General features: G+C 71.0%; 10 protein-coding genes. 6 read left to right on the forward strand and 4 right to left on the reverse strand.

Annotation, left to right across the window (positions count from 1 at the left end):
• Nucleotides 1–58: 58 nt before the first annotated feature.
• Nucleotides 59–6,154 (reverse strand): ThuA domain-containing protein, encoded by a 6,096-nt coding sequence (locus ACFWGP_RS15400; protein ID WP_376931310.1) that lies wholly within the window; start codon nucleotides 6,152–6,154, stop codon nucleotides 59–61.
• 220 nt (nucleotides 6,155–6,374) lie between these two features.
• Nucleotides 6,375–7,226, reverse strand: a complete 852-nt coding sequence (locus tag ACFWGP_RS15405) for a class I SAM-dependent methyltransferase (RefSeq protein ID WP_275505538.1) — start codon at nucleotides 7,224–7,226, stop codon at nucleotides 6,375–6,377.
• Between the two features lie 89 nt (nucleotides 7,227–7,315).
• On the opposite strand from ACFWGP_RS15405, the gene ACFWGP_RS15410 reads away from it, so the two are divergent.
• Nucleotides 7,316–8,062: a phosphoglyceromutase gene (locus tag ACFWGP_RS15410; protein WP_231430238.1), complete on the forward strand. Its 747-nt coding sequence runs from the start codon at nucleotides 7,316–7,318 to the stop codon at nucleotides 8,060–8,062.
• Nucleotides 8,063–8,130: 68 nt separating this feature from the next.
• On the opposite strand, the gene phoU is transcribed toward ACFWGP_RS15410, so the two are convergent.
• Entirely contained in the window at nucleotides 8,131–8,790 is a 660-nt protein-coding gene (phoU, locus tag ACFWGP_RS15415; RefSeq protein ID WP_231430239.1) for a phosphate signaling complex protein PhoU, read from the reverse strand.
• Nucleotides 8,791–8,979: 189 nt separating this feature from the next.
• On the opposite strand from phoU, the gene ACFWGP_RS15420 reads away from it, so the two are divergent.
• From ACFWGP_RS15420 to ACFWGP_RS15430, 3 genes are all read left to right on the forward strand, one after another.
• Complete coding sequence (locus ACFWGP_RS15420) at nucleotides 8,980–10,224, forward strand: sensor histidine kinase (RefSeq protein WP_376931311.1); 1,245 nt, start codon at nucleotides 8,980–8,982, stop codon at nucleotides 10,222–10,224.
• The gene (locus ACFWGP_RS15425; RefSeq protein ID WP_231430241.1) at nucleotides 10,221–10,901 is read left to right on the forward strand and encodes a response regulator transcription factor; all 681 of its coding nucleotides are present in this window, start codon (nucleotides 10,221–10,223) and stop codon (nucleotides 10,899–10,901) included. The genes ACFWGP_RS15420 and ACFWGP_RS15425 overlap by 4 nt, the downstream gene beginning before the upstream one ends.
• Nucleotides 10,902–10,976: 75 nt before the next feature.
• On the forward strand, nucleotides 10,977–11,315 hold the full coding sequence (locus ACFWGP_RS15430) for a hypothetical protein (protein ID WP_275505542.1): 339 nt from the start codon (nucleotides 10,977–10,979) through the stop codon (nucleotides 11,313–11,315).
• Between the two features lie 75 nt (nucleotides 11,316–11,390).
• Here the strand turns inward: ACFWGP_RS15430 and ACFWGP_RS15435 are convergent, their stop codons facing one another.
• Nucleotides 11,391–11,915, reverse strand: coding sequence for a hypothetical protein (locus ACFWGP_RS15435; protein WP_231430243.1), 525 nt, complete (start codon nucleotides 11,913–11,915; stop codon nucleotides 11,391–11,393).
• Between the two features lie 157 nt (nucleotides 11,916–12,072).
• On the opposite strand from ACFWGP_RS15435, the gene ACFWGP_RS15440 reads away from it, so the two are divergent.
• Both ACFWGP_RS15440 and ispD read left to right on the forward strand, forming a co-directional pair.
• Complete coding sequence (locus ACFWGP_RS15440; protein WP_022889889.1) at nucleotides 12,073–12,555, forward strand: CarD family transcriptional regulator; 483 nt, start codon at nucleotides 12,073–12,075, stop codon at nucleotides 12,553–12,555.
• A gap of 69 nt (nucleotides 12,556–12,624) precedes the next feature.
• Nucleotides 12,625–13,830 carry a 2-C-methyl-D-erythritol 4-phosphate cytidylyltransferase gene (ispD, locus tag ACFWGP_RS15445; RefSeq protein WP_275505543.1) on the forward strand — a complete coding sequence of 402 codons (1,206 nt, stop codon included), beginning with the start codon at nucleotides 12,625–12,627 and terminating at the stop codon, nucleotides 13,828–13,830.
• Nucleotides 13,831–13,853 lie beyond the last annotated feature (23 nt).

Consider the following 13,853-nt stretch of genomic DNA (forward strand, 5'->3'; position numbering starts at 1 on the left):
TCCTTCGCGCGCACGACGACGGCCCCGACGCCGGAGCGCCGGGGCCGACGTCACAGGGCTACCTGCAGTTCGCCTTGGCGTACGCCGCGCGCGCCTCGGCCTCGTGCTCGCCGTCCTGATGGCGGGCGGTCACCTCAAGCGTGCCCTTCTTGAGTCGCGCCGTGCCCGTGTCGAACAGGTGGTACACCGCCGAGCCCGCCGCGACGTCGGCGATCTCGTGGTCGCCCCACGGCGTCGAGATCACGAGGTCGGCCGGCGTGTTGCCCGTGTTCGCCGCGTACACGGCGACCTGGGCGGTTCCGGCGAGGCACTGGCTGGCGGCGGTCGCCGTCACGCCCATCTCGACGGGGACGGGCTCGTCGATCGTGAGCGTGGCCGCCTGTTCCTCCTCGGCGTTGCCGGCGACGTCGACCGAGCGGTAGGCGACGGTGTGGTCGCCGGCACCGGTCACGACGATCGGGTCGGCGTACGCGCCCCATTCGCCGTCGTCGACCCGGAACTCCGTGCGCGCCGCGCCGGAGGTGTCGTCGGTCGCGGTCAGCGTGACGCGGGCGTCGCCGTCGCCGGCGTCGACCGTGGCGGTGGTGACCGGCGCCACCGTGTCGACCTGGACCGTCGCCGATCCCGCCTCCTCGACGTTTCCGGCCGTGTCGGTCGACCGGTAGGCGACGGTCGCCTCGCCCTCGACGGTGACGGCGACCGGCTCGGTGTAGGCCGTCCACGCTCCGTCGCCGATCGCGTACTCGGTGGTGGCGACCCCCGATCCGCCGGCGTCGCTCGCCTCGAGCGAGAAGCTCGGCGCGGCCGTGTACCAGCCCGCCTCGCCGTCGGGCTCGGCGGGATCCCACGTGAGCGTCGTCGTCGGCGATGTCGTGTCCTCCGACTCGGCCTCGAGCGTGAACGAGTCGAACCCGACCACGACCGACTCCTCCTGCTGCGGACCGATCGCCATGAGGCCGAGGCCCCGCAGCGGCCGGTCGAAGGTGATGTCGGCGCCGATCGACGTCCAGTTGACGCCGCCGTCGCTCACCTCGGCCGTGTACAGATCGCCCGTCTTGGTCACCCGGATGTACCAGTACCCGCTCTCGCTGGAGTCCGCGATGTTGAGGTTCCGGTTGCCGATGCCCACCGCGTCGGCCTCGCCCGCGAGCTCCGCCCGCAGGTCGAGCGCCGTACCCGGGTTGTTGTACGCCACGACGTCGGCCTTGACGTAGTTGTCGTCGTCGGCCCACATCATCAGCCCGGCCAGCTGCCAGCGGTGCTTCAGCGGCGCCGTGAACTTCGTCGTCGCCACCCAGTCGCCCTCAGGCGCCTCGGTGAGGATGAAGTTGCGCGGCGAGATCGGGTTCGTGCCGTTGACGTCGCCCGGCTGCGTCTCGATCCTCAGGTGACCGTCGGCGACCTCCAGGTGGTTCGAGTCGTAGCGCACGCTCTGCGACCAGCGGCAGCCGTCGAGCGTGGTCCCGTCGAACTCGTCGTTCGGCGTCACCGGATCACCGGGCTCCGGTTCCGGTGCGAAGCGGAACCAGTCGGCCGTCGCCACCACCGGCGTGCTGCCGAGGTCGCCCGCGGACATCAGTCCGATCCTCGCGTTCGCCTTGAGCTGCAGGCTTCCGGCGAGCGGGGTCCACGTCGTGCCGTCGGCGGAGTACGCGCCCGTGAGGGTCGTGCCGTCGCTCGTCAGCTTGAGGTGGATCGTCGACGGGAAGTCGGCCGGCAGCGTGGGCGCCGCTGCGGTGGTCCGCGATCCGCCCGTCTCGCTCTGGAACTCGATGAACCGGTTTCCGTTCTGGTGGCGGACGAAGGCGAGCTTGTTGTACTCGTCGTCGCTCTGGTGCACCACGAGCCCGGCCCACTGCCAGTGCGAGGTGTGGGCGAGCGAGAGCTTCGTCGTCGCCTCCCAGGCACCGGTCGGCAGCGGCTTGCCCGCGAAGCTCACGGGGCCGGTCGACGTCTCGTTGATGTCGCCCGTCGTCACCGGCAGCTTCAGCGTGCCACCCGACTGGGTGATCGGAACCGGGCCCGTGCGCAAGGCCCACGAAGGCGCGACGGCCGGTCCGTCGAACTCGTCGGAGAGCGGCGCACCCGCGCACATGAGCGGTTCGAGCGGCAGTTCGGGCTCGGGCCCCTGCGGGTCGGTGTCGATCGCGAAGTCGGCGAAGTCGACCGTGCCGGCGCCGCTCGCATGCGACACCGTGAACATGCCGACGTCCTGCGTGCTCGCCGCACCCGTGAGGGTCACGGCGCCGCCGACCTGGGTCCAGCTCGTGCCGTTCTTCGAGAAGTACGCCCTGTACGAGGCATCCGAGCGCTTGAGCTTCACCCAGACGGGGTAGCTGGTGGTGCCGCCCGCGACCGAGGTGTTGAGCTGCCCGTTGCCGTCGGGGTCGGCCAGGAACTCGACGCCGCCCGAGGGGCGGATGCCGACCATCGCGTAGCCGGGCGAGGTGCCCGGTTGCGTCAGGTCGTTGCGAACGATGACACCGGCCTTCGCCGAGCCGTTCGTGTTCTGCTGGGCGTCGACCTTCACGACCGCCTCCCAGTCCTCGTCGCCGCCGGCGGGGGCGTACAGCGTCGAGTACTCGTCGATGCCCTGCCACGTGTCGGCTCCGGCGCCGGTGATGCGGAAGCGACCCTCGCCGAGGCGTTCGAACACGCCGTCGGCGTTCGTGAACGGCACGAGGTCGCCGAACAGCTCACCGACCTGGGCGACGACGACGCGCGAGGTGCGCGACTTGCCCGCCTCGTTGCTCGCGACCGCGGTGAGCTCGTAGAGCCCCTCCTCGGGGCTCGCCCACGCGGCGGCGAACGGCGCGGACTCGTCGGTGCCGATCGATTCGCCGTCGACGAAGAACTCGACGGCGGTGACGCCGCCATCGACGTTGTGCGGGTCGGTCGCCGCGGCCTCGATCGTCACGTCCTGGCCGGGCTCGAGCTCGACGCCCGGGGCGGGTGCGGTGATCGCGACGTCCGGCGCGGCGGTCGGCGAGGAGCCGCGGCCGATCGCCTCGATGAAGTTGAGCTTCGTCTCGCCGCCCCGGAACACGAGGTAGAGGTCGAGCGAGTCGCTCGGGAACGCGCTCACGTCGACGACGACGTCGGCGAACCGCGTCGATCCGGTCGCGGGCACGTCGGCGGTCGCGAGCAGCTCGCCGTCGGCCGCGCCCTTTCGCAGCTCGATCGAGCCGCCCTCGGCGTTCGCCGAGACCCGCAGCGCGAGCTCGTCGACGCGGTGGAAGCTCACCGGCTCGTAGTGCGCCCAGTCGCCGTCGTGCCCGACGACGACCTTGTCGGCCTCGCCGCCCTCCGTGTCGCGGCTCGGTGCCACGGTCACCCCGGGTGAGGCGCCGTCGAAGAACTCGGCCTGCTTGAGCTTGGGGAACACGAGCGTCGTCGCCGAACCCGTGAGCGGGTTCGCGCCGCCCTCGCCGCCGTGGTCGGTGTAGCGCGCGTCGATCGCGAAGAAGATGTCCTCGTCGGGCGCGTGGCCGCCGAGGCTCGTCTCCGTGGTCCCCGTGAGCCCGCTCAACGGGGTCAGCGGGTGGGCGTGGTCGTCGTGGCCGAGTGCCGGCTGGATGATGACCTCCGAGCCGTCGACGGTGCCGTCCTCGGGGTCGGTCACCTGGGCCGCCCACGCGAGCTCGTCGCCGAAGTCGAAGAACGCGCCGTCCGGCGGCAGCGAGATGCCGACGTCGGGCCTCGTGTTGCCGACGGTGATGGGCACGGTCGTGGTGCCGGTCTTGCCGTCGGGGTCGGTCACGGTCAACCGTGCGTCGAAGACGCCCGTCGCGGCGTACGAATGGCTCGCCGTCGCGGTGGTCGCGTCGGTCGTGCCGTCGCCGTCGAAGTCCCACTCGTACGCGAGCGCGGCGTCCTCGGGATCGGTCGAGGCCGTTCCGTCGAAGGCGACCTCGAGGGGCGCCGGGCCCGAGTCACGGTCGACCGCGATCTTCGCGATCGGCGACCGTGAACCCTGGATGTAGTCGATCCGGTGCAGGCCCGAGTTCGGGTTGTCGCGGCCGAAGCCGCCGCCCCAGTCGAGCACGTAGAGCGAACCGTCGGGACCGAACTTCGAGTCGATCGGTGCGAGGAACTGCTCCTGCGGCAGGAAGGCGTTGACCTTCTCCACCTGCGAGCCCGACTCGGCAGCCGGGTCCTTGAGCTGGATCGAGTACATCTTGTTGCGCGCCCACTCGTAGAAGAACGGCTTGCCGTCGTACGACGCGGGGAACTTCGTGTCCGACACGAGGTCGGCGTCGTAGTCGTAGACCGGACCGCCCATGGGGGCGAGGCCGCCGCCCTGGGGGATCATCTCGGGCACCGAGGAGCGCTTGTAGCCGTACCACATGTCGGCGGCCCGGGCCGCGGGCAGCTCGGTCAGGCCGGTGTTGCGAGGTGAGTCGTTGACCGGGGCGTCGCAGTCGAAGAAGTCGCCGACGGTCACCGGGCTCGTCGTGTAGTCGACGTCGCGGAACGGCTCGTTGTCACCCATGCAGAGGGGCCAGCCGTAGTTGCCGGGGCTCTTGATGAGGTTCCATTCGGCGATGCCGGCGGGGCCGCGGGTGGCGGGCGCATCGGTGCCGTTGTCGGGGGAGTAGTCGGCGAGGCTGATCCAGCCGGTCTCCTGGTCGACCGAGAAGCGGAACGGGTTGCGGAAGCCCATCGCGTAGATCTCTGGACGGGTCTTGTCGCCCGGGTCGTCGGCCTCGGGGAACAGGTTGCCCTCGGGCACCGTGTAGCCGGGGCCGTCGGCCTTCGGCGTGATGCGCAGCAGCTTGCCGCGCAGGTCGTTGGTGTTCGCCGACGTCGCCCGCGCGTCGTGGAACGTGCCGTCGCGCGTCGACAGCGGCGCGTAGCCGCCGGAGGGCTCGGAGTGCGGGTTCACGTCGTCGCCGACGCTGAGGTAGAGGTTGCCGTCGGCGTCGAAGTCGAGCCCGCCGCCCGTGTGGCCGGGCTCGTCGGGCAGGCGCCGGGCCGGGACCTCGATGATGAGCTCCTCGCTGGCCGGGTCGATGACGCCGTTCTCCATCGTGAACCGGGAGACACGGCTGAAGAAGTTCGACGGGTCCGCGTTGTCGGCGGCGTCGGGCGATCGGTAGAGGTAGACGCGACCGTTGTCGGTGAAGTCGGGATCGAGGGCGATGCCGAGCAGGCCGTCCTCGCCGCCCGAGTACACGTCGAGCTCGAGGGCGGTCGTGACGTTGTTCGTCGCCGGGTCCCAGACCCGTACCTGGCCGCGTACGAGCTCCGTGTAGAAGACGCGGCCGTCGTCGGCGATGTCCATGGCGAACGGTGCCGAGGTGTTCTCGTCGAGGGCGACCTTCTCGAAGTCGTTCCAGACGGTGCCGCCGCAGTCACCTGGCTCGATGCCCGCGGCGTACTTCACGCCGCCGACGATGTGGGCCATGAAGTCGGGCTCGAGGTAGTGCGAGCCGAAGTGCCCCATCGCGGTCGCCCAGGCGCGTCCGCCGTCGTAGGGCTTGCACCACGAGATCGGGTGGTCGTAGCCCATCGCGTTGCCGCCGGCGTCGTAGGTCGACTCGTCCATCGAGGCGAGCACGTGCGCGGTGCCGCGCACGTTGTTCGAGAAGTTGTACCACTCGTCGGAGCGCTCCCATCGCGCGTCGTCGAAGTGGGCCGTCGACGGGTGCGCATGGTCCTCGATCCGCACCGTGCCCGGCTGGCCGGGGTCGGTGCCGGTGGCCGCGTGGCCCGGCATGAGCGAACCGACGAGCTGGTCCCACCAGGCGTAGTTGCCGCGCATGTCGGTCGCGTTGTGGATGGCGACGATGCCGCCGCCCGCCTCCTGGTAGCGCTCGAGGGCCGCCTTCTGGTCGGCGTTCCACGGGTCGCCGGACGCCTGGAACATGATGAGCGCGTCGAAGCCGGCGAGATCGGTGTCGTTGAAGATCGTGGAGTCCTCGGTGTGCGTCACCTCCATCCCCTCGGCCTCGAGCGCAGCCGTGATGAGCGGCGTGCCCTTGTCGATCGCGTCCGTGTGCCGGAACTGCGTCGTCTTGGTGAAGATCAGCACGTGGGCGCCGTCGTGGGCCTGTGCGGGTGCGGCGATCGCCGTGATCGCGCCTGCGGCGAGGATCGCGGCGACGGCTCCGGCGAGGAGCCGGGAGAGGACGTGGTGCAACTTCGTCAGCATGAGACCTCCGTTGGTTTCAGATGCTGGACACGCGATATGGCGGATCGAGTGCGAGCCCGGTCCTGAACCTAGGGCGACTTATGTCGTGCGTCAAGCAAAAGTTGGTCGCGCATCGTCTTCTTACTCGAACACGGCGGTCTGTAATGATCGAACACGCGCAGAACTTGCGCCTCGAAAGGCACTTTGAAAGGGCCCCTGAACGGGCGTTTCGGGCCCGAACTCAGCGGGGTGCGACCGCTGCCCACGGCAGGGTGAGCTCGCCCAGCCGGCTCCGACGCGGACCGCCGATCACGGGCCATCCCTCGTGCCGCAGGGTGGCGACCATCGCGATCCAGCGTTGGGAGGGCCCGTAGACCGCGAGGGGGGCATGCATCCGCCATGCGGCGTCGAGTGCCGCGAGGAGCTCGTGCACCGGCTCGCCGGGGACGTTCCGATGGATGAGCGCCTTCGGCAGCCGCTCGGCCACGACCGACGGGTTCTCGAGCCCCGAGCGGCGGAGGCTGATCGTGAAGGTGCGCGGCCCGTCGCCGCCGAGCCCGATCCAGCTCGCTACGCGGCCGAGCTCGTCGCACGTGCCCTCCACCACGAGTCCGCCGGGAGCGAGGCGCGCGGTCATGTGCGCCCAGGCGCCCGCGACGTCGGACTCGTCGTACTGCCGCAGGACGTTGAACGCACGGATCACAACGGGTCGGCGATCGCCCGGCGTCGGCACCTCGAACCCGCCGACCGCGAAGCCGACGTCGAGACCCGGGTCGAAGTGGGCGTCGCCTGCGCGCACCCGCTCGAGCTGCTCGCGGGCGACGCGCACCCGCTCGGGCTCGATCTCGAGGCCGAGCACGCGCACGTCGGGTCGCACGTGCACGAGGCGCGAGGCGAGCTCGAGCGTCGTCACGCCGCTCGCCCCGTAGCCGAGGTCGACGACGAACGGGTCGGTCGCGTGCACGAGGGCGGGGTGCGCCGCGATCCACCGGTCGACGCGGCGCAGCCGGTTCGCGTTCGTGGTGCCGCGGGTCACGGTGCCGACGCGCTGCCCGGGCCGCAGGCGCCGGGGGTGGGGCGAGGCGTCGGGCATGCCTCCAGTCTGTCAGGCACTCGGCGAGGCATCCGGTCATCGCGCTTCACGCGACGGGGCGCCGGATGCCTCGCCGGTAGGCTGTTCGCATGCCTCACACCCTCGTGCTGCTCCGCCACGGCAACAGCGAATGGAACCAGAAGAACCTGTTCACCGGTTGGGTCGACGTGCGACTCTCCGAGCTCGGCCGCACCGAGGCCGCGCGCGCCGGCGAACTCCTCGCGGAGCACGGCGTGCTGCCCGACGTGCTGCACACGTCGGTGCTCACGCGCGCGATCCAGACCGCGAACATCGCGCTCGACGTCGCCGACCGCGCGTGGATCGACGTCCGCCGCACGTGGCGCCTCAACGAGCGCCACTACGGCGCGCTGCAGGGGCTCGACAAGGCCGAGACGCTCGAGAAGTACGGCCCCGAGCAGTTCCAGCTCTGGCGCCGCTCGTTCGACGTGCCGCCGCCCGCGCTCGCCGACGACGCCCAGTGGTCGCAGGTCGGCGACCCGCGTTACGCGGCGCTGAGCGACGACGAGCTGCCCCGCACCGAGTGCCTGAAAGACGTGATCGCGCGCATGCTGCCGTACTGGGAGGTGGGCATCGTCCCCGACCTGGCCGCGGGAAGGACCGTGCTCGTCACCGCGCACGGCAACTCGCTCCGCGCCCTCGTGAAGCACCTCGACGGCATCAGCGACGACGACATCGCCGAGCTCAACATCCCCACCGGAATCCCGCTCGTGTACGAGCTCGACGACGAGTTCCGCCCGACGAAGCCGGCCGAGTACCTCGACCCCGAGGCCGCTGCAGCCGGCGCTGCCGCGGTCGCCGCGCAGGGCAAGAAGTAGGCGCGAGCCGCTGGGACATGACGAGGGGGATGCCGTCCGGCATCCCCCTCGTCAGGTCCGCGTCGCACTCAGAGTGCGGACTTCTCCGGGTCCCAGTCGCCCGTCGCGAGGTACTGCACCTTCTTCGCGATCGACACGGCGTGGTCGGCGAAGCGCTCGTGGTAGCGGCTCGCGAGGGTCGCGTCGACCGTGTCGACGGTCTCGCCCTTCCACTTCTCGCCGAGCACCTTGTCGAACACCGAGAGGTGCAGGGCGTCGACCTTGTCGTCCTCGTTGCGGATCTCCTCGGCGAGGTGCACGTCTTCGGTGCGCAGCAGCTCGACGAGCCGGCGGGCGATCTCGACATCGAGGCGGCCCATCTCGGCGAAGGTCGGGCGCAGCGACTTCGGCACGACCTTGTCGGGGAACCGGTAGCGGGCGAGCTGCGAGATGTGGGTCGACATGTCGCCCATGCGCTCGAGCGAGGCGCTGATGCGCAGTGCGCTCACGACGATGCGCAGGTCGCGCGCCACGGGCTGCTGGCGGGCCAGGATCGTGATCGCGAGCTCGTCGAGCTCGACGGCCGCCTGGTCGATCTTGTCGTCGTCGGCGATCACCTCCTCGGCCAGGCTGACGTCCGACTCGTTGAACGCCCGGGTCGCCTTGTCGATCGAAACGGCGACGAGGTCGGCGATCTCGACGAGTCGTTCCTGCACCTCGGCCAGCTCCTGCTGGAACACCTCACGCATGTTCGGGATACCTCTGTCTCTCATCGGCCGCGCGCACAGCACGAACCGGCCGGGTCGATTCCGGCTCCGCGCCATCTTCTCCGGCGCAGGTGAACAACAGGTGCCGGTTGGCTGAACACTCACCAACGTACCGCTCCACGGCGGGCGAGACGGCGAATCGGGCCGTTGCGGCGTCGTTAGTCTGGTGCCATGGATTCCACCTGGGCAGTGCTCACCGCGCTCGCCTTCGGCCTGTTCCTCGGGGCCGCCTTCATGGTCGTGCTGCACATGGCCGAGCGCCGTGGCTCGAGCGCCGCGAAGGTCGTGGCACCGACGATCCCCGACGGGGTCGACCAGGTGCTCGAGGTGCTGGAGTCCGCCGGGATCGTGCTCGACCCGTCGAACAACGTGCTGCGCGCCTCGCCCGGGGCGCTCGCGATGGGGCTCGTGCGCCAGCGGGCGCTCATGCATCCCGAACTCATCGAGCTCGTGGCCGCGGTCCGCCGCTCGGGCGAGCCGATCGCCGAGGAGCTCGCGGTCGCCAGGTCCGCACAGGGCGAAGCGACGATGCGCCTCCGGGTGCGGGTCGCCCGGCTCGGCGCCCGGTTCGTGCTGCTCCTCGCCGAGGACCGCACCGAGGCGCACCGGCTCGATGAGGTGCGGCGCGACTTCGTCGCCAACATCAGCCACGAGCTGAAGACGCCGATCGCCTCGGTGAGCCTGCTCGCGGAGGCGCTCGACCAGGCCGCCGACGAGCCCGACCAGGTGCGCCGCTTCGCGGGCCGCCTGTCGGTCGAGGCGACGCGGCTCGCGCACATCACGAGCGAGGTCATCGAGCTGTCCCGGCTTCAGGCGCGCGACGCGCTGCGCCCCGACTCCCTCGTCGACGTCGACGAGGTCGTGGCGTCGGCGGTCGACCAGAACCGGGTCGTCGCGGGCGGCAAGCGCGTCGAGATGGCGGTCAAGGCCGCGACCGGGGCGAAGGTCTACGGAGATCGGGCCCTCATGGTCGTCGCCGTGCACAACCTCGTCGCGAACGCGATCGCGTATTCGAACGAGGGCGGAAGGGTGGGGGTCGGCACGAAGATCGTCGACGGCTCCGTCGAGATCGCCGTCACCGACCAGGGCATCGGCATCGACGGCGACGAGCTCGAGCGCGTCTTCGAGCGGTTCTACCGGGTCGACCAGGCCCGCTCCCGCAACACGGGCGGTTCGGGCCTCGGCCTCAGCATCGTCAAGCACACCGTTCAGAACCACGGCGGCGACGTGCGCGTCTGGTCGCAGCCGGGGCGCGGGTCGACCTTCATGATCCGGCTTCCGCTCGCCGAGCTGCCGCCGGTCGACGAACCGGCCGGCGCCGATGCTGCGCGATCCGCGGAGCCTCCGGCGAGTGGCGCCGGCGCGCGCCGACACGCTGCGAAGGCCGCAGCATCCGACCGAGGAGAACACCAGTGACCCGCATCCTGCTCGTCGAAGACGAGATCGCCCTCTCAGACCCGCTGAGCTTCCTGCTCGAGCGCGAGGGCTACGAGGTCGAGGTCGCCGCCGACGGTCCTTCGGCGATCGCGGCGTTCGACCGCGAAGGCGCCGACCTGGTGCTGCTCGACCTCATGCTGCCGGGCCTGCCGGGCACGGAGGTGTGCCGGGAGCTGCGCAACCGCTCGTCGGTGCCGATCATCATGCTGACCGCGAAGGACTCCGAGATCGACATCGTCGTGGGGCTCGAGCTCGGCGCCGACGACTACGTCACGAAGCCGTACAAGACGCGCGAGCTGCTCGCCCGCATCCGTGCCGTGCTCCGCCGACGCACCGAGATCGAGGACTTCGACGAGTCGGTGCTCGAGGGCGGGCGCGTGCGCATGGACGTCGACCGGCACACGGTCGAGGTCGACGGCGTCCAGGTGCCGATGCCCCTGAAGGAGTTCGAGCTGCTCGAGCTGCTGATGCGCAATCCCGGGCGGGTGCTCACGCGGGGCCAGCTCATCGACCGCGTGTGGGGGTCCGACTACTTCGGCGACACCAAGACGCTCGACGTGCACATCAAGCGGATCCGCTCGAAGATCGAGGTGCAGCCCTCCGAGCCCGTCCAGCTGGTGACGGTGCGGGGGCTCGGCTACCGCTTCGAGGGCTAGGCCGACCCGCATGGCCCGTGTGCCGCGGGCGTCGCGCCCTTGCACCGGGCGAGCGGCGTTTGCGACGATCGGGTGATGACCGCCAACGCCCCTGCCGACGGAACCGAACGCACGACCACGCCCGAACCGAGCGCAGGAGAGCGGCCCCGGCGCCACAACGTGCTCGGGTACCTCGGCATCGGCCTCGGGGTGCTCGCCCTGGTCGGCGTGGCCAGCCCGAGCATCCTGTTCGAGTTCGTCGGGGGAGTGCTGCTGATCGCCGCACTCGCGGTGTCGGTGATCGCGATCTTCCGTCCGCGCCCGAAGTGGCCCGCGTTCGTGGGCATCGGCATCTGCGTCATCGCGGCGGTCACCGCGACGGTGATGTTCCTCGTCGGATTCCTCGGCGGCGTCGCGAGCACCTTCCCCGGCTGACCCGCTCCGGGCGGCTCGCCCGGGTGCACGAAAGGCGGATGCCGAAGCATCCGCCCTTCGTCGTCGTCGGTGGGGTCAGCCCGCGGTCGGCGCCTCGGTCGCGACGTCCTCGACGGCGACCTCGGCCGGAAGCAGGCCTGCGTACTCGGGCAGGCGGCCGTCGAGCACGGGGACCTCCTTCTCGATGCCCTCGGCCGAGCCGTACTGGAAGTAGATCGGCAGCAGCGCGCCGGGCTTCGTGTCGATGCCCTCGAGGACCAGCGGCGGGACGACGTCGAGCTCGTCCTCGTCGGCGACGCCGAAGGCGACCGTGGCGCCCGCGTCGACCGGGATGGTCTGCGTCTCGCCGTCGGCGACCTGGACACCGAGTTCGACGTCGTCGGCGCCGTCGTTCACGATCGTCAGCACGAGGGTGCCGTCGACGCCGTCGTCGCTCACGACGAGCACGTTGCGGAGGTGGAGGTCGCCGACGTTGACCCCGACGCCGTCGCTCGCGTCGTACGGCTCGGTCGTCGCCTGATAGGTCAGCATCGAGCAGCCGCTCGCGCCGATCGCGATGCCGAGGGCCAGAGCAGCTGATGCCGCGAGACGCGCCTTCACAGAACCTCCAAGTGCGAGCGTGCGCACGCGCGCCCAGGTGGCGCGCGCGATCGACTCCGAGCATATCGCACGGCAGGAGGCGGGCGTGGAAGGGGAGGCGAACCTTAGCACGATCACGAATGTGATATCCTGAAAGTTGCCGAAAGGACTTTTATTCATGCTTTTTGAGGTTGGCGAAACCGTCGTTTACCCCCACCACGGAGCCGCAACGATCACCGAGGTGAAGAAACGGATCATCAAGGGTGAAGAGAAGCTCTACCTCAAGCTGAACGTCACGCAGGGCGACCTCGTCATCGAGGTTCCGGCCGAGAACGTCGACCTCGTCGGCGTGCGCGACGTCATCGGCAAAGAGGGCCTCGACAAGGTCTTCGAGGTGCTTCGCGCGCCGTTCACCGAGGAGCCGACCAACTGGTCGCGCCGCTACAAGGCGAACCTCGAGAAGCTCGCCTCGGGCGACGTGATCAAGGTGTCCGAGGTCGTGCGCGACCTGTGGCGCCGCGATCAGGACCGCGGCCTCTCGGCCGGTGAGAAGCGCATGCTCGCGAAGGCCCGCCAGATCCTGATCTCCGAGCTCGCGCTCGCCGAGAAGACCGACGAAGAGGCGGCGTCGACCGTCCTCGACGAGGTCCTCGCCTCCTGACGTCACGGTCGGTCGAGTAGGCGCGCAGCGCCGTATCGAGGCCACCGGGGTCGCGGCTACGCTCATCCCATGAGCACCCCGCGCACCGCCGTCATCATCGTCGCCGCAGGAAGCGGCACGAGGTTGGGCCGTCCCGAGCCGAAGGCGTTCGTGCCGCTCGGCGACGGCACGGTGCTCTCGACCGCGATCGCCGGCGTGCTCGCCATGCGCGAGACGCCGGCGATCGTCGTCGTCGCCCCCGCCGACCGGGTCGACGAGGTGCGGGGCGGGCTCGCCCCGGTCGTCGCGGCCGCCGGCGCTCCGCTCGAGGTCGTCGCGGGCGGTGCGAGCCGGCAGGACTCCGTGGCCCGGGGCCTCGCGGTCGTCGCCGCTGGCGTCGACACGGTGCTCGTGCACGATGCCGCCCGGCCGCTCACGCCCGCACCGGTCTTCGACGAGGTCGCCGCCGCGGTGCGCGCCCGGGGTCACGGAATCGTGCCGGCACTCGAGGTCGTCGACACCATCAAGCGCGTCGCCGACGGGTCGGTGGTCGAGACGATCGACCGGTCCGAGCTCCGGGCGGTGCAGACCCCGCAGGGGTTCCCGCGCGGGGCGCTCGACCACGCCTACCGTACGGCCGACGCCGAACACACCGACGATGCGGCGCTCGTCGCAGCGACCGGGCTCGTCGTCGACACCGTGCCGGGCGACGTGCGCGCCTTCAAGATCACGGTGCCCGCAGACCTGCGCCGCGCCGAACAGTTGCTCGCCGAGCCGCACCCGGCCGGCGCCGCCGCGGCGGCCGCCCGGGGCAGGAGCGCCGCGGTGCCGCGCATCGGCACCGGCACCGACGTGCACGCGTTCGGGCAGGACGACACGCCGCTGTGGCTCGCCGGGCTCGAGTGGCCGGGGGAGCGCGGGCTCTCGGGCCATTCCGACGGTGACGCCGCGGCCCACGCGATCTGCGACGCGCTGCTCGCGGCCGCGGGCCTCGGCGACGTCGGCAAGATCTTCGGCACGGCCGACGCGCGCTTCGCCGGCGCCCACGGCGAGGTCTTCCTCGCCGAGACGCGGCGCCTCGTCGAGGCATCCGGGTTCGTCATCGGCAACGTCACGGTGCAGGTCGTGGGCAACCGGCCGAAGCTCGCGCCGCGTCGCGCCGAGGCCGAGGCGCTGCTCTCCCGCGTGCTCGGCGCCCCCGTGAGCGTCGCCGCGACGACGAGCGACGCGCTCGGCTTCACCGGGCGCGGCGAGGGGGTCGCGGCGATCGCGACCGCGCTCATCGTGCCCGCCTGAGCCGCACGACGTTCGGGCCCCCC

This window comes from Agromyces sp. NPDC127015, from assembly GCF_042725165.1.
Taxonomy (GTDB): Bacteria; Actinomycetota; Actinomycetes; order Actinomycetales; family Microbacteriaceae; genus Agromyces; species Agromyces chromiiresistens.